This window comes from Streptomyces sp. NPDC031340 (genome assembly GCF_055569945.1).
In genome coordinates, this window is record NZ_JBVIIE010000005.1 from 142820 (window position 1) to 160671 (window position 17852).

The 17852-nt window shown below is 75.0% G+C and carries 15 protein-coding genes; 1 reads left to right on the plus strand and 14 read right to left on the minus strand.

The window, feature by feature from the left end; all coding sequences use genetic code 11:
• Positions 1–39 precede the first annotated feature (39 nt).
• Genes ACZ5GT_RS05330 through tdh form a run of 3 tightly spaced genes read right to left on the minus strand, consistent with a single transcriptional unit; the run spans position 40 to position 3244 of the window.
• Entirely contained in the window at positions 40–942 is a 903-nt protein-coding gene (locus ACZ5GT_RS05330; protein ID WP_469014461.1) for a LysR family transcriptional regulator, read from the minus strand.
• 44 nt (positions 943–986) lie between these two features.
• Positions 987–2180 carry a glycine C-acetyltransferase gene (locus ACZ5GT_RS05335; RefSeq protein WP_469014467.1) on the minus strand — a complete coding sequence of 398 codons (1194 nt, stop codon included), beginning with the start codon at positions 2178–2180 and terminating at the stop codon, positions 987–989.
• Positions 2181–2215: 35 nt separating this feature from the next.
• Positions 2216–3244, minus strand: coding sequence for an L-threonine 3-dehydrogenase (gene tdh / locus ACZ5GT_RS05340; protein ID WP_469014472.1), 1029 nt, complete (start codon positions 3242–3244; stop codon positions 2216–2218).
• Positions 3245–3636: 392 nt separating this feature from the next.
• On the opposite strand from tdh, the gene ACZ5GT_RS05345 reads away from it, so the two are divergent.
• Positions 3637–4314 (plus strand): GOLPH3/VPS74 family protein, encoded by a 678-nt coding sequence (locus ACZ5GT_RS05345; RefSeq protein ID WP_469014479.1) that lies wholly within the window; start codon positions 3637–3639, stop codon positions 4312–4314.
• A gap of 36 nt (positions 4315–4350) precedes the next feature.
• On the opposite strand, the gene ACZ5GT_RS05350 is transcribed toward ACZ5GT_RS05345, so the two are convergent.
• The 11 genes from ACZ5GT_RS05350 to ACZ5GT_RS05400 all read right to left on the minus strand — a co-directional run bounded on the left by ACZ5GT_RS05350 (position 4351) and on the right by ACZ5GT_RS05400 (position 17624).
• The gene (locus ACZ5GT_RS05350; protein ID WP_469014487.1) at positions 4351–4929 is read right to left on the minus strand and encodes a GAF domain-containing protein; all 579 of its coding nucleotides are present in this window, start codon (positions 4927–4929) and stop codon (positions 4351–4353) included.
• A gap of 72 nt (positions 4930–5001) precedes the next feature.
• Positions 5002–5601 (minus strand): GTP-binding protein, encoded by a 600-nt coding sequence (locus ACZ5GT_RS05355; protein ID WP_469014492.1) that lies wholly within the window; start codon positions 5599–5601, stop codon positions 5002–5004.
• Positions 5579–5950: a DUF742 domain-containing protein gene (locus ACZ5GT_RS05360; RefSeq protein WP_469014784.1), complete on the minus strand. Its 372-nt coding sequence runs from the start codon at positions 5948–5950 to the stop codon at positions 5579–5581. The genes ACZ5GT_RS05355 and ACZ5GT_RS05360 overlap by 23 nt, the downstream gene beginning before the upstream one ends.
• Before the next feature lie 2 nt (positions 5951–5952).
• Positions 5953–6387 (minus strand): roadblock/LC7 domain-containing protein, encoded by a 435-nt coding sequence (locus tag ACZ5GT_RS05365; protein ID WP_469014496.1) that lies wholly within the window; start codon positions 6385–6387, stop codon positions 5953–5955.
• Positions 6388–6470: 83 nt separating this feature from the next.
• Positions 6471–8540, minus strand: coding sequence for a sensor histidine kinase (locus ACZ5GT_RS05370; protein ID WP_469014499.1), 2070 nt, complete (start codon positions 8538–8540; stop codon positions 6471–6473).
• Between the two features lie 477 nt (positions 8541–9017).
• Positions 9018–9842 carry a DUF429 domain-containing protein gene (locus tag ACZ5GT_RS05375; protein WP_469014503.1) on the minus strand — a complete coding sequence of 275 codons (825 nt, stop codon included), beginning with the start codon at positions 9840–9842 and terminating at the stop codon, positions 9018–9020.
• Positions 9843–10018: 176 nt separating this feature from the next.
• Entirely contained in the window at positions 10019–12307 is a 2289-nt protein-coding gene (locus ACZ5GT_RS05380) for a lantibiotic dehydratase (RefSeq protein ID WP_469014509.1), read from the minus strand.
• 133 nt (positions 12308–12440) lie between these two features.
• Complete coding sequence (locus ACZ5GT_RS05385; RefSeq protein ID WP_469014517.1) at positions 12441–12713, minus strand: acyl carrier protein; 273 nt, start codon at positions 12711–12713, stop codon at positions 12441–12443.
• A 32-nt stretch (positions 12714–12745) separates the two neighbouring features.
• Entirely contained in the window at positions 12746–13804 is a 1059-nt protein-coding gene (locus ACZ5GT_RS05390; RefSeq protein WP_469014522.1) for a threonine ammonia-lyase, read from the minus strand.
• Positions 13801–15300 (minus strand): amino acid adenylation domain-containing protein, encoded by a 1500-nt coding sequence (locus tag ACZ5GT_RS05395; RefSeq protein ID WP_469014525.1) that lies wholly within the window; start codon positions 15298–15300, stop codon positions 13801–13803. Before ACZ5GT_RS05395 ends, ACZ5GT_RS05390 begins: the two co-directional genes overlap by 4 nt.
• Positions 15300–17624 carry a lantibiotic dehydratase gene (locus ACZ5GT_RS05400; protein ID WP_469014531.1) on the minus strand — a complete coding sequence of 775 codons (2325 nt, stop codon included), beginning with the start codon at positions 17622–17624 and terminating at the stop codon, positions 15300–15302. The genes ACZ5GT_RS05395 and ACZ5GT_RS05400 overlap by 1 nt, the downstream gene beginning before the upstream one ends.
• Positions 17625–17852 lie beyond the last annotated feature (228 nt).

Here is a 17852-nt window from a genome sequence, read left to right on the forward strand (position 1 = left end):
CGGGCCCTGGGGGGTCCTGAGGAAGAGGTTTTGGGGGTCCTACGCCCGCGCCGCCGCGCCCAGCGCCTCGAGCACCGGCCGGATCAGCGGATGTCCCTCCGCCCCGCGGCGGACGGCCGCGAAGACCCGGCGGGTGGGCGCGACCCCGTCGACCGGGCGGACGACCACCCCGGTCAGGTCCGTGCCCCGCAGCGCCGAGCGCGGGACGAGGGCGACGCCCGCGTCGGCCGACGCCAGCGCGACGACGGCGCGGAAGTCGTCCGAGGAGTGCTCCAGGCGGGGCTGGAACCCGGCCGTCTCGCAGGCCAGGACCACCACGTCGTGGCACGGATTGCCGGGGTAGGGGCCGATCCACGGGTCCTTGGCGAGGTCGGCGAGCGGTATCTCGTCCGCGTCGGCCAGCCGGTGGCTCACCGGGACCACCGCGTCGAAGGGTTCGGCGTACAGCGGCACGTGGGTCAGCCGCGGATCGTCCGCCGACGGCGCCCCGCGGTACTCGACGGCGACCGCGACGTCGACCTGCCGGTCGAGCACCATCGGCAGGCTGGCGTCGCCCTCGGCGTCCCGTACCCGGATGCGGATGCCGGGCGCGGAGCCGGCGAGGCGGGCCACGGCGGGCGCGACGACCTGGGCGATGCCGGTCGCGAAGGCGGCGACGGTGACCGTCCCGGCCGCGCCCGAGCCGTACGCCGCCAGCTCGGCCTCCGCCCGCTCCAGCTGGGCGAGGACCGCGTTGGTGTGGCTGAGCAGGATCTCGCCGGCCGGGGTCAGCCGTACGCCTTTCGCGCCGCGTTCCACCAGGCGGTGGCCCGTCTCCTGCTCCAGGGCCGTGAGCTGCTGGGAGACCGCGGAGGGGGTGAGGTAGAGCGCGGCGGCAGCCGCCGTCACCGTGCGGTGGTCGGCCACCGCACGGAGAATGTGGAGCCGCCGTGCCTCGATCATGGATGGGATTATCGCAAGGGTTCCGGCCGGTCAGCCGTCAGCCGTCAGCCGTCCAGTTCCGCCCGCGCCGCGACGAACGCGTCCACGGCGCGGTCGACGTCGGCGGCGGAGTGCGCGGCGGACAGCTGGACGCGGATGCGGGCCTGGCCCTGCGGGACGACCGGGTAGGAGAAGCCGATCACGTACACGCCGCGTTCCAGGAGGAGTTCCGCGAGTCGGGCCGCCCTCGACGCGTCGCCGATCATCACAGGCGCGATGGGGTGGTCGCCGGGCAGGATCTCGAAGCCCGCCTCGGTCATCCGGCGGCGGAACAGCGCCGTGTTCTCCGCCAGCCGCACCCGCAGGTCGTCCGCCGACTCCAGCAGGTCGAGCACCTTCAGGGAGGCGGCGGCGATCACCGGGGCGAGCGTGTTGGAGAACAGGTACGGGCGCGAGCGCTGCCGCAGCAGGGCGACGATCTCGGCGCGGGCGGCGACGTAGCCGCCGGAGGCGCCGCCGAGCGCCTTGCCCAGGGTGCCGGTGACGATGTCGACGCGGTCCATGACGCCGTGCAGCTCGGGCGTGCCGCGGCCGCCGGGGCCGACGAAGCCGACGGCGTGCGAGTCGTCGACCATGACCATGGCGTCGTAGCGGTCGGCGAGCTCGCAGATCTCGCGCAGCGGGGCGACGTAGCCGTCCATGGAGAAGACGCCGTCGGTGACGACCAGGCGGCGGCGCGCGCCGGACGCCTCCTTCAGCCGCGTCTCCAGCTCCGCCAGGTCACGGTTGGCGTAGCGGAAGCGGCGCGCCTTCGACAGGCGGATGCCGTCGATGATCGACGCGTGGTTGAGCGCGTCGGAGATGACCGCGTCCTCCGGGCCGAGCAGCGTCTCGAAGACGCCGCCGTTGGCGTCGAAGCAGGAGGAGTACAGGATCGTGTCCTCCTGGCCGAGGAACGCGGACAGGCGAGACTCCAGTTCCTTGTGCACCTCCTGGGTGCCGCAGATGAAGCGCACGGACGCCATGCCGTAGCCCCAGCGGTCCAGGGCCTGGTGCGCGGCGGCGATCACCTCGGGGTGGTCGGCCAGACCCAGGTAGTTGTTGGCGCAGAAGTTGAGTACCTCGCCGGGCCGGCCGCCCGCGATGACCCGCACGGTCGCGGACTGGGGGGTGCCGATCACCCGCTCGGGCTTGTGCAGCCCGGCGGTGCGGATCTCGTCGAGGGTGGCGCGCAGGTCGTCTCGGACGGAATCGAACATGAGGGGGCTCCTGAAGGTGCCGACGAAGGAGGGGGTCACACGGTCCAGTCGAGGATGATCTTGCCGCCGGTGCCACTCGCCGCGTCGGCGAAGGCCGCCTCGAAGTCACGGTAGCCGTAGCGGCCGGTGATCACGGGGGCGAGGTCGAGGCCGCCTTCGAGCAGCACGGACATCGCGTACCAGGTCTCGAACATCTCACGGCCGTAGATGCCCTTGATGGTGATCATCGAGGTGACGATCCGGGCCCAGTCGACGGGGAACTCCTGCGCGGGCAGACCGAGCATGGCGATCCGGCCGCCGTGCGTCATGTTGGCGATCATGTCCCGCATGGCCTCGGGCCGCCCGGACATCTCCAGGCCGATGTCGAAGCCCTCGCGCAGGCCCAGTTCCCGCTGCCCGTCGGCGATGTCCGCCCGCGACACGTTCAGCGCGAGGGTCACGCCGATCTTGCGGGCGAGGTCCAGCCGCTCCTCGCTGACGTCGGTGATGACGACGTTGCGGGCGCCCGCGTGGCGGGCCACCGCCGCCGCCATCAGGCCGATCGGTCCGGCGCCGGTGATCAGGACGTCCTCGCCGACGAGCGGGAACGACAGGGCCGTGTGCACCGCGTTGCCGAACGGGTCGAAGATCGCGGCGACGTCCAGTTCGACGGGGACCCGGTGCACCCAGACGTTGGCGGCGGGCAGGGCGACGTACTCGGCGAAGGCGCCGTCGCGGCCGACGCCGAGCCCGACGGTGGCCCGGCACAGGTGACGGCGCCCGGCCAGGCAGTTGCGGCACTTGCCGCACACCAGGTGGCCCTCGCCGCTCACCCGGTCGCCGGCCTGGATGTCGGTGACGTCGCGGCCGGTCTCTACGACCTCGCCGACGAACTCGTGCCCGACCGTCAGCGGGGTGCGGATCGCCTGCCGCGCCCAGCCGTCCCAGGCCCGGATGTGCAGGTCGGTGCCGCAGATGCCGGTCCGCAGGACCTTGATCAGTACGTCACCGGGTCCCACCGCGGGCTCGGGTACGTCCGCGAGCCACAGGCCGGGTTCCGCCTTCTGCTTGACCAGCGCCTTCAACGCTACGGCTCCTGTGGGTGAGGTGCCGGGCGCGGGCATGCCGAGGCGGCCGCGTCCGGGCAGGCGAGTGGGATCGCCCCGCAATCTGCCGTACCGGGGCCTGCCGGGTCCATCGATCTTTTCTTAAGCCGCGCCGCAGCTTTCCTTCACGCCCGCCGCCCGCGCCTCCGGCAGGGGCACCTGCGTGCGGCGCGCGGTGCGCACAGCGGGCACGGTGGGCGCAGTGAGCACGGTGTGCACAGTGGGCGCGGTGGCCCGGGTTCGGGGCGCGGGTTTCCGTGAGCGCACGGCAGCGCGCCCGGCCGGCGGTGACAATCGATGCTGGAGGGCCGGCCGCGCGGGCCGGCCGCTCCCCCGCGCACCGCATCCGGCCGACCGACGTGGAGCCGCCCATGAACACCGCTCGGGATCTCGCGATTCTCGCCCTGGACGTGCCACCGGGCCGATCGGTGGGACAGGGCGACCTCTCGCTCGCACTCGCCGGCGCCGAGGTGCTCGACCTCGTCGACGCCCTGGCCCTCTTCGTGGACGGTGACCGTCTCGTGCCCGCCGCGCAGTCGGTGACGGGCGACCCCCTGCTGGACCGGGCCGCGTCCTCGCTGGTGCGGCAGGAGCCGTACGAGACCGTCGAGGACTGGCTGTGGCGCCGGGGACGCGGACTGGCCGAGGTCTACGCCGACGCCATGGAGCGCGAGGGGCTGACGACCCGGCCTCGCGGCCGCCGCATTCCGCTGCGCACCGGGCGGACGGTGCTGGTCGACTCGCCGGCCCGCAGCCGCGCCGAGGCGCGCCGCGCGGCGGGCGAACCCGTCCTCGCCGCGCTGGCCGCGGCCGTCGGCCTCCTGGACCGGCCGACCGGGCCGACCGGTTCGGCCGATGTGCCGGTTTCCGACGGTTCGCCTGGTTCAACCGGTTTGGCCGGTCCCCTCCCCGACGAGGGCACCGACGCCGACGACGTGGTCACGACCGTGCTGGCCGCCGTCGGCGACGCGGTGATGGAACTGGAGGCGGTACGGCAGCGGCGGGCCGTCGAGAAGTCCGCCTACGCCAATCTCTGGCGAGGTCAGTGACGGGTCGGCGGCGGGCGCCCGGCCGGCCCCTCCGCGTCACAGCGGAAGCCCGTCGGCCCGCCGTCGCTCCAGTCGTGCGACGAGTTCAGCCGCCGCCGACTTGATGGTCTCCAGGCCGGGCTGCCCCCAGGCCCGCGGCCGTACGTCGGCGACGCACACCGTGCCGAGCACCATCCCCGTGCTGTCGACGAGCGGCGCGCCCAGGTAGGAGCGGACGCCGAAATCGTCGACGACCGGGTTGCCCGCGAACCGCGGGTAGTCGCGGACGTCCTCCAGGGCCAGCGCCCTGCGCCGGACCACCACATGGGGGCAGAACCCGTGGTCGCGGGGCAGCAGGCGGCCCCATTCCGGCCTGCTGCCGTCAGCCCTCACCACCGGCGGCCCGTCGGCCGGGACGTGCAGGCCCGCGAAGAACTGCCGTTCCTCGTCGATGAAGTTGACCATGGAGTACGACGCGCCGCTGAGTTCCGCGAGGCGGTCCGCGTAGGCGTCAAGCGCGGGATCCGGCTGCTCGCCCAGGCCGAGGCGGCGCAGGTGCCGGGTGCGCGCCGGGGCCTCCTTGTCCTCGGGGGTGAGCAGCAGACGGCCGGCCGGGCGCGACGGGTCGTACCTCATGTGCGGGCTCCGTCCCTGTGAGCGCGTGTCATGCGGGGCTCCGTGGGGGGTGTGCGGCGGGGTGTGCGGGTTTCACCTGCGGGCGCCCTGGCTCGGCGCGGGCGCCGGGGCGTGGGCGATGAGGTGCCGGACCAGGGTGAGCAGCGTCTGCACGCCGGAACTGGAGATGCGGGCGTCACAGCGCACGACCGGTGTCCCGGGGGCCAGGTCGATGGCGGCGCGCACCTCCTCGGGGTCGTAGCGGTAGGCGCCGTCGAACTCGTTGATCGCGACGATGAAGCCGAGGCCGCGCTGCTCGAAGAAGTCGACGGCCGCGAAGCACTCCTCCAGGCGCCGGGTGTCGGCGAGGACGACCGCGCCGAGCGCGCCCTCGGACAACTCGTCCCACATGAACCAGAACCGCTCCTGCCCGGGCGTGCCGAACACGTACAGGACGTGTTCCCGGTCGAGGGTGATCCGGCCGAAGTCCATGGCCACCGTCGTCTCGGCCTTGTGCTCGACCCCGTCGAGGCTGTCGGTGGCGGCGCCGACCGTGGTGAGCAGTTCCTCCGTGCTGAGCGGGGCGATCTCGCTGACGGCGCCCACGAAGGTGGTCTTGCCGACCCCGAAACCGCCCGCGACCAGGATCTTCAGCGCGGTCGGGAACGGGTCACAGCTGTCGTCGTAGTCCATCGAGCACTGCCTCCAGAAGGGCCCGGTCAGTGGGGTTGTCGTGGAACGCGGGGGGTTTGGCGGTCAGCGCCCCGCAGTCGACGAGGTCCGACAGCAGCACCTTGGTGACCGCGGCCGGCAGCCTGAGATGGGCGGCGACCTCGGCGACCGGAACGGGCGCGCGGCACAGGTCGAGGGCCTGCGCGTGTTCCGGCCCGAGATAGCCGAGGGGGCCGGCTCCGGTGACCATCACCTGCGACATGAGGTCGAGGGCGATGGTGGGCCGGGTGCGGCCGTTGCTGACCGTGAAGGGGCGCACGAGGCGTCCGGCCGCGTCGTCCAGCCACGGCCCGTCGCCGGCCGCCACCACGCTCAAGGCCTCATACCCGTGGGTTCGACGGCGTGCCGCCTGGGCGCGGTGACCAGGTAGGGGCGGACGCTCTTGACCAGCATCGCCATCTCGTAGCCGAGCACCGCCGCGTCGGCCTCACGGCCGGCCAGCACGGCGAGGCAGGTGCCGGATCCGGCGGTGGTCACGAACAGCAGGGTCGAGTCGAGTTCGACGACGACCTGCCGGACGTCCCCGCCGTCGCCGAAGCGGACTCCGGCGCTGCGGCCGAGGGAGTGCAGGCCGGCGGCCAGCGCGGCCATGTGGTCGGCGCTGTCGGCGTCCAGGCCGTGGACCGACTTCACCAGCCCGTCGCAGGACAGGAGTACCGCGCTGGTCGTGTGCGGTACGCGCTGCACGAGGCCGCTCATCAGCCAGTCGAGATCGGTCGCGTGGCTGGTCGGCGCGTCGCTCGCCATGGTGGATCGACTCCTTGGGGTGCGAAGGTCCGCGGGCGCGCCGGGGGCGCCGGGGGCGGGGGTGGAAGCGGGAAGGGGGGTGTTCATCCGGCCGGCGCGCTCCCGTCGTGCCGGGTGAGGTGGTCGGTGCCGCTCGACGGCTCCATGGGCGGGGGCTCGCTGTTGTGCGGGTCCGCGGGGCCGGGGGCCGGGGGCAGCGGGGCGGTCTGGAGCGGGTCCGTGGGGGCCGGCGCTCTGTCCAATGCGGCCATGTGCGGTCCGGGCATGTGCGGTCCGGCCATGTATGGCGAGCTCATGTCGAGTGGCCCCATGTCGGGCGACCCCATGTCGAGCGCCCCCATGTCGAGCGGCTCCGTGTCGGGCGCCCCCACGTCGAGCGGCGTCGGGTGTGGAGCCGCCACATGGTGCGGTGCCAGGTGGGTCGGCGTCGGGCGAGTCGGCGCCGGGGAGTCGGCGTCCAGGTGCTGCTGGGCCTCGGCGAGGCCGACGCCGCGCTGGAACGCCGCCATCAGGCCCGGGTCGTGGCCGGCCACCTGCTCGCTGTCCTGGCGCGGCAGCGGGCCGTCGCGCAACTGGGGGGCGATGTGCTCCTGGGCGCGACGCCGGGGCAGTCGGGGTTTGCCCATGATGCCGCGGACGGTGCCGACGCGGGGCCTGGGCAGGGTGCCCGTGTGCTCCGCGAGGAGATGCCGGACCTCGGGCCTGATGCCGGGCAGCGCGTCCGCGGGGGTGGGCCGCTCCTGGTCGGCACTGCGCACCGGCAGCGGTGCGGTGTGCGCGGGCCCGCCGTGCTGCCCGACGAAACCGGCACCGGAACCGGCACCGGTATGGGCGGCGGAGCCGGTACCGGGCGGCAGCGTCGGCGGCTGCACGTCCCCCTGCGGCACGGCCGCCTCCGGCTGTCCCTCGCCGCCCAGCGGCTGCGCCGCGTCGCCGGGGTCGCCCGGCGCCGTGCCCAGCAGGATCTGCGGTACGACGAGCACCGCCTGGACGCCGCCGTAGATGTTCGTCTGCAGCCGGACGGTGATGCCGTGCCGCCGGGCCAGCTGGGAGACGACGAACAGCCCGATGCGGCCGTCCGCCAGCAGGCCGGCCACGTTCACCTGGTCGGGGTCGGCGAGCAGGGCGTTCATCTTGGCCTGTTCGCCGACGGGCAGGCCGAGTCCGCGGTCCTCGACCTCGACGGCGAGCCCGGAGGTGACGAGGCCGGCCCGCAGCAGGACCTGGGTGTGCGGGGCGGAGAACACCGTGGCGTTCTCCACGAGTTCGGCCAGCAGGTGGATGACGTCGGCGACGGCGTGCCCGCGCAGTTCGCCTTCGATCGGGGGCACGAGCTTGACCCGGGAGTACTGCTCCACCTCGGCGATGGCGGAGCGCAGCACCTCGGTCATGGGGACCGGGTGGCTCCACTGCCGGCGCGAGACGGCGCCGCCGAGCACGGCCAGGTTCTCGGCGTGGCGGCGGACGCGGGTGGCCAGGTGGTCGACGTGGAAGAGACCCTTGAGCAGGTCGGGGTCCTCGATCTCGCTCTCCAGCTCGTCGAGGATGGAGATCTCGCGGTGCACCAGCGACTGCAGGCGCCGGGCGAGGTTGAGGAACACCTCGAGCTTCTGCTCGCTGCCCGTCTGGCTGGAGAGCTGGGCGGCCTGGACGACGGCGGTGACGGCGCCGTCGTGGGCGCGGGCGAGGTCGGCGGCGAGCAGGTCGAAGTCGTCTGCGTCCTCGGACGGTCCGCTGCGCGGCTTGCGCTCGGGCGGGCCGTCGCCGCGGCGCAGCGTCTCGACGACGGCGCGCAGTTCGGCCTCGCCGCGGGTGGTGCCGCGGCGCAGGGCGGCGACGCGGTCGCTGACCGAGCGGGCGGCGCGGGCCGCGGCCACGGCCGCGACCAGGACCCCGGCTACGGCGACGCAGCCGGCGCCGGCGAGCACGCCCCACAGGGCGGGGCCGGGCCGAGCGCCGGTGGAGCGGACGGTGAACAGGACGGCGGCGCCGGCGGCGAGCGCGACGGCGACGGGTGGCAGCACGGCGAGCCGCAGCAACTGGGGCCGTATCCGGGTCTCGGGGGGCGCGGGCACGGGTCGGGCGACCGGCCGTCCGTGCCGCCCGCCCTCGCGGCGGTCTGCGCGTGCGGCCGGTGCGCGAAGCTGAGACATCGGTGTCCTCGTACTGGTCCGTCGGTGCCGGGGCGCACGGTCTGCGCCGTCCGGGCATGCGCCATGGGTGTCGGCCGAGGGGCCGGCGATCGGCCCCACGTCGCCCGACGGACACTCACAGTAGTTTCCTGAGGCTCGTGCGCGGCGCGCAGTCGGCAAAGTCCCCCGGGAAACGTCCCGCTCTGGTATGACCTCTCGCACACCAGACCGATGAGCCCTTCCGAGGTCCGCTCAGATGACGCAATCGAACGATCAGACCTGGTCGGAAGCGGTCACGAAGGAAAGGCGAGGGGCGGCCGGCTCCCGAGCCCCGCCCCGCAGCCCCGGCCCCCATGCCCACCCGCACCCGCCCGGCCGTCATGCCGGCGGGCCGTTCGAGCCCGCCGACGACACCCCCAACCCCTCCCCTGAATATCACCCAGCGTGTTCATCGGGCGTCGCGGCGCCCTGCACTCCGCGGCGCGGCTCCCGGCGCCGTCAGCCCGTACTCCGCCGCAGCGCGCCGAGATCGGGTCCCGGCAGATGGATCCAGCCCTCCCGCCGGGCGGCCGCGCGCTCCTCGGGCGACCGCGGCCACCGGGTGTCCCCGGCCAGTACGGCGCGCGCCACCAGCGCGCAGACCAGCGCGTCGAGATGGTCGTGGCTGTCGGCGCACCGTGCGCGCAGCGGTTCGGGGAGGGTGCGGGCCAGGCCGCTCTCCAACTCACGGACGACGTGTTCACGGGCCGAGCGGGCCTCGGGAGCGGCGCTCTTGTAACTGCGGTCGAGGCGGATGCCCCACAGCCGCAACGCGGCGGCGGGGTAGACCTCGGCGACGGCGCCCGACCCGTCCCGCGGCACGGGCGTGCCGGCCGCGGCGAGGGCGTCCAGGAGACGGGCGGCGCGCAGGGCCACGACTCCGAGGAGGTCGGTGGAGACGGACAGCGGAGGACGCGTCGCGGTCGCCTTCCAGGTCAGGTCGTCCGTCAGCCGGTAGCGCAGGGGGTCGAGGCCGGGCCTGCCGTCCGTCCGCTCCGCGAAGCGCGCCACGGGCGGCAGCCGCAGGCCCTGGTGGTGGGCGACGACCGTGGCGACGAAGTCCGAGGGCCAGCCGAGCGGGCAGTCCAGCCCGGTCTTGGCCGCCTCCCGGACCATCGCCAGCAGGTCCTCGTCCCCGTCGGGCACCACGAACTCCGCCGACGACAGGCCCTCCCGCGTCCAGACTGCCCGGCACACGGCGGTCCGCCGCGCGCTCGCGGCGAGGTCCACGCCGAGCGTCACCGTCAGCGCCGCCGAACCGTCCGGACCCTCTTCACCGTCCACGGGCTGCCGTCCGTTCTGTCCCCCGCCGTCCGGCCCCGTGCCGTCGGGCGCGCGGCCGGTCAGCCCGCCGCTACCGGGTCGGGTTCCCCACTGCCTCCTGTCTCGAACCGGTCCCCCGCCGCAACGCCGGCCGCGCAGCCCCGCGGCCCAGCGGCCCGGCGGTCCGGCGGTCCGCCTCAGGAGTCCGGTGCCGAGTCGTGGGCCACGAACCTCAACTCCGAGGTGTACCGGCGGCCCTGGTCGTCGCTGAGCCAGGTCTGCTCCGGCGTCGGCAGCATCTCGGTGATCGTGACGACGGCCTCCGGGTCCTTGCGGGCCAGGCGGCGCAGGGCCTTGGCGAGGATGGTGACGTAGACCGGGCTGTCGAAGTCGACGTAGAACGGCCGGGACTCGGTCGGGGAGACGACGAACACATAGCGGGGCAGGCCCAGTTCGGTGCGCCAGCGGCGGGCCCCGACGAAGCGCCGGGCCTCGTCCTTCTCGTCGGCGAACCGCGCGCACGCCGCGGACGGCCGCCAGGTCTCCCGGGCGATCACCATGCGGTCGACGGTGACCCGGGGGGTGTGCTCCGCCTGGGGCAGCACTCGGACGAGATCCATCGCCAGGGTGGTGAGCACGTGGGAGAGCACGTCGACCGCCGGGAACCGCGAGCCGTCGGGAAGCCGTACGACGAGGTCGCCGCCGTGTTCCTCGACCGTCGCGTCGGCGGAGCGCACGACCCGGGTGCGGGCCGGGTCGGCGGTGAGGTCGGCCAGGGCGACCTGGTGGTCCTGGGGGCGTACCAGCGTGTGGCGGACCCGCGCCGAAAGGCGGGCCCGGTGCTCCTTGGGGATCAGGGGCATCAGGCGCGGGCCAGGATGGTCCCGGTCGGTCAGCCGGAACAGCTCCGACACGTCCGGGTGCTGGTGGGTGAACAGGGAGGCGCCCAACGTGTTGGAGGCGACGTGGAGTTCGCCGAGTACGACGGTGAAGTCGCCGCGTGCCACCGCCTCCGCGCCGTCGGCGGCGATCATCAGGTCCGGGCTCAGATAGCGGGCCGCCGTCCAGCCGCCGGCCGTGTCGCCGAACTCCGCGCGCACGGCCGCTTCGATGTCCGCCGAGCGTACGGTCACCCGGCGGGCGTCCGCCGGCACCGCCAGGACGCGCTGCCAGCGCGCGGCGAACTCCCCTTGGAGTTCGGTGGCGGTGGCGCGCGCGGGGCCGTGCAGCACCGGCAGGCACCCGAACCAGAACGACGCCAGATCGACCGGGCCCTCGGCGGCGAGGCGGTCGTACACGCGGCGGGTCTCGGCCGTGACCGCCGCGGCGAGCCGGGAGGTGAGCCAGCCGGCGCTGTCCATCAGCAGCCGCAGCGGGCGCAGCGCGTCGAGGACGGCCGGGCCGAGCCGGACGGTGGCGGAGCGGCGGGTGTCGGAGTAGACCAGCGCGCGGCAGGGCGCCGTCGACGCGGACTTCTCGCGCACGGCGGCGGTGGCGGTGAGCTCGGTGAACTCCCGCTCGAGTTCCGCCATGGCGTCGACCAGGCCGTCCACGTCGCGGGCCGCCGCCACCCGTGCGCGGCCCCGCTCCAGCCGGTCCAGCGCGGCGAGGCCCCGCCGGCGCGGCTCGCTCGCACCGACACCTTCCAGCCACGCCCGCAGGTCGCGGTCCGGGTGGGTGCCGGCGGGGACCTCAAGACGCCACGCCACCCAGCGGCGGGCCACCAGGTCGGCCAGTACGGCGGGCACGTCGGTGCCGGGCAGTTCCTCAGCGATGGCACGGGCGGGCCGGACGCCGTCGCAGCGGGCGAGGACGGCCGCCGCCTCGGCGGACACGGTGACCGGGCGCCGGCCCGGTATCCGGACCCGGTCCCCGTCGAGGGCGACGAACGGCACGCGGCGCGGGGCGATCCACTCCCGCAGGCCGGGATCGGCGTCCAGGGTCCGCGCCAGCGCGTCGATGCCCCAACTCGCCCAGTACACGGCCGACTTCTCGATCAGTCCCGCGCCGGTGTCAACGACGAGCCCCGGTGCGGCCGGGTCCCAGCGGCCCCAGCCGACCGGGCCGAAGAAGCCGATGGTGTCGTTCTTCACGCAGAACCGCTGCCAGTAGTGCGCGACCAGTTCCTCGCGCTGGCGGGGCATGCTGCTGCGGCTGTCCTTCCCCGGGGTCCAGCGCAGGAACGGCGCGATGCCGGAGCTGAGCACCGGCCGGTTCTGCCAGGCCACCGCCTCGCGGAAGGCCGGTGTGCGGGCGATGTCCTGGAGGGTGTGCGCGGTCTCCACGGCGGCGTCCGCGAAGAGCCGGGAGAAGTCCTCCCAGCGGTCGCCGTCGAGGGGGTCGTCGGCGGCGAACTTGTCGGCCGCCTGGGCCAGTCCGGCGGGAGCCAGCCGCAGCACCCCGTCGGCGGGGAAACCGGGCCCGCGCAGGGCGAACTGCTCCCACAGCCGCCAGCGGCCGAGGGACGGCACGAGGTCTTCGGTCATGGCACGGCTCTCCTTGGGTGGCGCGGATGGACGGTACGGGCCGACCCGGCCGACGCGGGAGGGGCGGCACGGTTCGGCCGGCCGGTACGGGTCGGTGCCTGGCCGGCCGGTGCGGTTCGGCCGGCCGGGCCGGTCAGGCGGTGCCGTAGTCCGCGTCGACGACCTCGGCCAGTTCCCGCGGCGTGGGGTAGGCGAAGACCAGCGAGACGGGGACGTCCGCGCCGAGGATCTCCTGCAGTCGGCCGGTGATCTGGAAGGCGGTGAGCGAGTCGCCGCCCGCCTCGTAGAAGTCGGTGTCGGGCGTCAGCTCGGGCAGGCGCAGCACGTCCCGGAAGATGCCGACCAGGACGTCGACCGTGTTCTGGGCGGTGTCGGTGGCCGTGGCGGTGGCGGTGTTCGTGGTCATGTCCGTTACTCCTCGTTCGAAGTGATCAAGCGTCAGTTGTCAGTTGCTGTCTGGGGGTCGGTGTGCGTGCGGGTGGGGTCGTGGTGGACGGAGCGCAGCCGGGCGGGGGTGTTGCCGCCCGAGACAATGGCCACGGCCCGTTCGCGGCGGCCGGCGCGCAGCGCTCCGGCCAGGGCGACCGCGCCGCTCGGTTCGGCGTCGACGCCGTGCCGGGCCAACAGGGCGGCGGCGGCCAGGATTTCGGCGTCGTCGACGGCGATCAGCTCGTCGACGCGGTCGCGGACGATCGGGTAGGGGACGGCCCCCGGACACTGGCCGCGCAGACCGTCGGCGACCGTGGCACTGGGCGGCAGGCGGACGGGGCGGCCGGCGGCCAGGGAGCGGGCGTAGCGCGGGGTGCCGGACGGTTCCACCCCGACCACCCGGACCGGGCGGTGCAGGGCGGCGAGGCAGACCCCGGCGAGCAGCCCGCCGCCGCCCGTGGGGACGTAGACGGTCTCGGTGTCGGGTGCGTCGGCGAGCAGTTCGGTGCCGACCGTGCCCGCCCCGGCGACCACCAGCGGGTGGTCGGACGACGGGATCAGGACGGCGTTCCGCTCGGCCGCCAGGGCGCGGGCGCGTTCCTCGCGCTCGGCCACCCCTCCGTCCACCTGGACGGTCTCGGCGCCGAGGGCACGGACGGCGGCGGCCTTCGCCGGTGCCGCTCCCGCGGCGAGGACGACGGTGAGCCGGATGCCGAGGGTGCGTGCCAGCCGGGCCAGCGCGAGCGCGTGGTTCCCGGAGGAGCCGGTGACGATCCGGTCGGCGCCCAGGGCGAGGACCGCGTTGGCGGCACCCCGCATCTTGAACGACCCGCCGTGCTGGAGGTGTTCGGCCTTCAGCAGCAGGCCGGGGCCGAGGGCGTCGGTCGCCGGGCCGCGGAGCAGGGGCGTGCGGACGACGTGGGAGGCGATGCGGGCGGCGGCGTCCCGCAGGTCGGCGACGCCCGGCCCGGGGCCGGCGGCGACGCCGGGCTTCGGCGCCGATGGTTTCGTCGCCGTGGCGGACAGCTGCGGTGCCGTCGCGGTCCGCCGCAGGTCGAGGGCGGTCATGCGGTGCTCCCGGTGGCCAGGAGCCGGCGGTCCGCCTTGCCGCCGCGGGTGGTGGGCAGGGTGTCCAGGCGCAGGAACCGACGCGGCATCAGGTGCGGCGGCAGGGACCGGGCGAGGTGGCCGCGCAGCTCGGCGTCGGTGGTGCCGGACAGGTCGCCGGTGAGGTGGGCGAGCAGGTGCACGCGCCCCCGGTCGTCGGTGTGGGCCGTGACCACCGCCCCGGTGACCCCCGGGTGGGCCAGCAGGCAGCCCTCGACCTCCGCCGGGTCCACGCGGTAGCCGCGGATCTTGACCTGCCGGTCGGTGCGGCCGGCGTAGTGCAGTCCCCCGGGCCCCCACCAGGCGAGGTCGCCCGTGCGGTAGAGGCGGGCGCCGGGCGGGCCGTAGGGGTCCGGGACGAAGCACTCGGCGGTGCGGGCCGGGCGTCCCCCGTAGCCGCGGGCCACGCCCACTCCCCCGATGTACACCTCGCCGACCGTGCCGTCGGGGACCTGGGCCAGGTCCTTGTCCAGCACCCGCACCACGGCGCCCGCGCGGGGCGTGCCCACCAGGTCGGCGGAGGGGTCCGGGGAGGCGGGGACGCTGTACCGGGTGGTGGTCATCGTGCACTCGGTCGGGCCGTACTGGTTGACGAGCCGCCCGGGGACGAGCGTCCGTCCGCCCGCGGCGAGGAAGGGGCGCAGGGACTCGCCGCTGGAGGCGACCAGGGTGACGCCGGCCAGCGGGTCGGTGAGCTGCGGCTGCGCCGCGAGGTGGGACAGGAAGAAGGGGGTGACACTGAGCAGGGCCGTGACCCGGTGCTCGCGGACGGTGTCGGCGAACTCCTCGGGGCGCAGCAGCCGGGCGCGGTCCACGATGACCAGGCGGGCCCCGGCCAGCAGCGGTGCGAAGGTGTCCCGGATGGAGGCGTCGTAGCCGAGCGGTGCGGTCTGCAGGGCCACCGTGTCCGGGCCGAGGCCGAACGCCTCGGCGGTGTCGCGCAGATAGGCGTCCAGGGCGTGGTGCTCGACCAGGACGGCGCTGGGCCGGCCGGTGCTGCCGGAGGTGTGGCTGACGTAGGCGAGCGCACGCGGGTCGACCGGTCCCGGCGGCGGGCCCGGCGGCGGGCTCTGGACGGCCCCGGGCCGGTCCAGGAGGACCGGCGGGACGCCCAGGTCGAGGGCCGGGGCCAGGGCCGCGTGGGTCAGCAGCAGGCGGGCGCCGGCGCTGCGGACGAAGTCGGTCAGCCGGTCGCGGGGCTGGCCGATGTCCAGGGTGAGGAAGGCGGCGCCGCAGCGCAGTACCGCGGCCATGGCCGCGACGGCGTCGGTGCCGTGCTCGACGGCCACGGCGCAGACCGTCTCCGGGCCGGCGCCGTGCGCCCGCAGCAGGCCGGCGATCTCCTCGGTCCGGGCGGCGAGCCGGGCGTACGTCACCTCGCCCGCCGGGGTGCTCAGCGCGACCCGGTCGGGGTGCCGGGCGGCGTGTGCGGCGATGTCGTCGGCGATGGTGCGCATCACGCGTCCCCCTCGCCGGTGACGGTCCGGTCGACGGCGACGAACCGGAGTTCGCTGGTGTAGCGGCGGCCCTCGGCGTCGGTGAGCCAGGCCTGCTCGGGGGTGGGCAGCATCTCGCTGACCTTGAGCCGGGCGTCCGGGTCCTTGCGGGCGAGCCGACGGGCCGCCTTGGCGAGGATGGTGACGTACACGGGGCTGTCGAAGTCGACGTAGAAGGGGCGGGGTTCGGTCGGCGAGACCACGAACACGAAGCGGGGCAGCTCGTGCCGTCGCTGCCAGTGCCGGGCGCGTACGAAGCGGGCGGCCTCCGCCTTCTCGTCGGCGAAGTCGACCTCGGCGACGGGCAGTTGCCAGGTCTCCCGGGCGACGATCATGCGGTCGACGGTGATCCGGGGGGTGTGGACGCCCTCCGGGCGGAGGGTGAAGCGGTCCATGACCCGCTGGGTGAGGGTGTTGGCGTAGACGTCGAGCAGGTCGTACGCGGTGCCGTCGGGCAGGACCGCGGTCAGCCGGCCTTCCCGGTCCTCGACCGTGACGTCGGCGCCGAGCAGGGTGCGCGGGCGGTGCGGGTCGCCGGTCTGGTCGACCAGGGCCACGTAGTGGTCCTCGGGCCGGTCCAGCGAGGGCCTGCTGCGGGTGGACCACTTCAGCGGCAGCTCCTTGGGCAGCATGGGCAGCAGGCGGGGGCCGGGGAAGTCGCGGGTGGTCTCGGCGAGCAGCGCGCCGGGGTCGGGATGCTGGTGCACGAAGAGGGATGCGCCCATCGTGTTCAGCGCGCAGTGCATCTCCCCGAGGACGAGTTGCACGTCGCCCCGGGCGAGGGCGGCCTCGTCGTCGGCGATCACCAGTACGTCGGGGCTGATGTACCGGGCCAGCGACCAGCCGTCGCCGGGCTCGTCGAACTCCTGGCGCACCCGTTCGGCGAGGTCGGCCGTGGCCAGCCGGACCCGGCGCACGCCGGCCGGGAGGTCCAGGACGCGGGCCCACTTGGCGCGCAGTTCGGCCTGCACGGCGTCGATGAGGTGGCCGGCGTCGGGGTGCGGCGAGGGCAGGGTGTGCAGCCACAGCGTGCCCAGGTCCACCGGTTCGCCGGTGGCGCTCAGCCGGTCGTGGACGGTGCGCAGGCGGACGCGGATGGCGTCGGCGAAGCGGTTGGTCATCCAGCGGGCGGCCGTCAGGCACAGTTGCAGCGGCTCCAGGTGGGCCAGCAGCCCGGCGCCGGCCGTGGCGGTGGCCGCCCGCCGGGCGTCGGAGTACACCAGTCCCCGGCACGGCGCGGTCCGTTCGCCCTTGGCCCGCTGCGCCTCGCTGTCGGTGAGCGTGGCGAAGTCCGCCTCCAGGGCGCCGACAGCGGCGGTCAGCGCGGCGGCGTCGGTGCCGGCGGCGCGTACGGCGTCCCGGCCGCGTTCCAGCACGGCGAGCCGGTCCAGTGCCCGCGTGCGGGCGGCCTCGTCGGGGACGCGTTCGAGGATGCGGCGCAGGGCGCGGTCGGGGTGGGTGGCGGCAGGCACCTCCAGGCGCCACTGCACCCAGCGGCGCTTCACCAACTCGCGCACGGTACGGGCCGCTTCGTCCGCGTCCAGGCCCAGCTCGGCGGCGATGGCGGCCGGGTGCCGGGTGCCGTCGCACAGCTTCAGCACCGCCAGCTCGGCCGCGCCGACCGGCTGGGCGGGGCGCCCGGGGACGTGGACCGTGCCGTCGGCGCAGCGCACGAAGGACACCCGGCGCGGCGGGATCCAGCGCATCAGCTCCGCATCCTCGGCGAGCACCTTCGCGAGGGCGTCGACAGCCCAGCCGGAGAAGTACACCTCGTGCGCGGCGAGGAAGTCCCGCCCGGGGTCCACCGCGACGGCTCCCGGCACGGACAGGTTCCAGCGGCCCCAGCCGACCGGGCCGAAGAAGCCGATGGTGTCGTTCTTCACGCAGAACCGCTGCCAGTAGTGCGCGACCAGTTCCTCGCGCTGGCGGGGCATGCTGCTGCGGCTGTCCTTCCCCGGGGTCCAGCGCAGGAACGGCGCGATGCCGGTGCGCAGCACGGCGGGGTTCTGCCAGGCGAGGGCGGCCTGGAAGCGGGGCTGCGCGGCGATCTCCTGAAGGTGCCGGGCGGTGTGCACGGCGGCCGTGGCGAGGTCGTCGGCGAAGGCCTGCCACTCGGGTCCGGACAGCTCGGCGTCGGGGCCGAACTTGTCGGCAGCCTGGGCCAGTCCGGGCGGGGAGAGGCGCAGCACGCCGTCGGCGGGGAAGCCGGGGCCGCGCAGCGCGAACTGCTCCCACAGCCGCCAGCCTCCGCCCGGCAGCAGGACAGGTGCGTGCTCGTCCGACATCGCGTGCTCCTTCCGAAACGGGGGGTGCGCGGGAATCGCGCGGCTCGGCCGGGCGGCGGGCGCCGCCGGGGTGCCGGGCGCCCCGCGACCGGACAGCACGGTCCCGCGCCGCGGCCGTACGTCACCAGAGAAGATCCGGCAGCAACGCGTGCCTCGGGTTCGGCGCGTTCGTCCCTGACCGGGGCGGCCGGCGGCGGGCACGCTGACCCCGTCGGCCCTGACCCGCGG